This is a genomic window from Xenorhabdus budapestensis, from assembly GCF_002632465.1.
Taxonomy (GTDB): Bacteria; Pseudomonadota; Gammaproteobacteria; order Enterobacterales; family Enterobacteriaceae; genus Xenorhabdus; species Xenorhabdus budapestensis.
Genome location: NZ_NIBS01000102.1, coordinates 1 through 993, shown reverse-complemented (window position 1 = coordinate 993; position 993 = coordinate 1). Strand labels below are relative to the sequence as shown.

Annotated in this window: 1 pseudogene; it reads left to right on the top strand. The window is 43.9% G+C overall.

Features of this window, described 5'->3' with window-relative positions:
• Positions 1–93 precede the first annotated feature (93 nt).
• Positions 94–978: pseudogene (locus Xbud_RS19055) on the top strand (IS982 family transposase).
• Positions 979–993 lie beyond the last annotated feature (15 nt).

Sequence of the window (993 nt, the reverse complement as noted above, 5' to 3'; positions counted from 1 at the left end):
TTAACCCGAATTCTGGATAAAGAATTGACGAGGGGCCTGTTCCAGGAGCAGTGTTTTGGTGCGCGCCGAAACAGCTCCGGGGAGGAACAGGCCATGGATAACTTAGTTGAAGTTTTCTGTAATGTCGATGATTTTTGCCACTTTTTTATCCCACAGTGGACACAATTTTGTCTTGATAATGGATACCGCCTGCGCCGCAGGAAAGGCCATATGTATCCCCGTGAAATCATGACCATTTTGATCCTCTTTCACATGTCGCATTACCGTCACTTTAAAGCCTTCTACTTGGAATTTCTCTGGAAATATCATCACCCTGATTTCCCCACCTTGCTCAGTTATACCCGTTTCATCAGTGTCGCGCCTTCCGTTTTGGTTCCTCTGTGCAGTTATCTGACTAAATTAAACGGAAAACCCACGGGCATTGCTTTTATTGATTCCACCAGTTTGAAAGTTTGCCATAACATCCGCATTCCCCGCCATAAGGTCTTTCAGGGGATAGCCCAACGCGGAAAAACTTCAATGGGTTGGTTTTACGGTTTTAAGTTACATTTGGTCGTCAATCATCAGGGGGAAATTCTGGCGCTTAAAGTGACTGCCGGTAATGTGGATGATCGGGAGCCCGTTCGCGAATTAACAACAGAATTAACGGGATCTCTTTACGGTGATAAAGGTTACCTCAGTCAAGAGCTCGCGGACGATTTAGGCAAAACCGGTGTGACTTTCATCACCCAAAAGCGCCGAAACATGAAAGCCCGTCTGCAAGCTGCATGGGATAAAATAATGTTATCAAGGCGTTTTATCATTGAAACGATTAATGGACAATGAAAAATAATTTCTCAAATAGAACACTCGCGCCACCGAAGTGTAAACGGATTTTTGCTGACTGTTTTAGGGGGGCTGATTGCTTACTGCCTTAAATGGAAAAAGCCATCACTGAACATTTTCTATTCGGAAAACGATTTTTCAATGACAGCTTAAACAGAATTCGGGTTA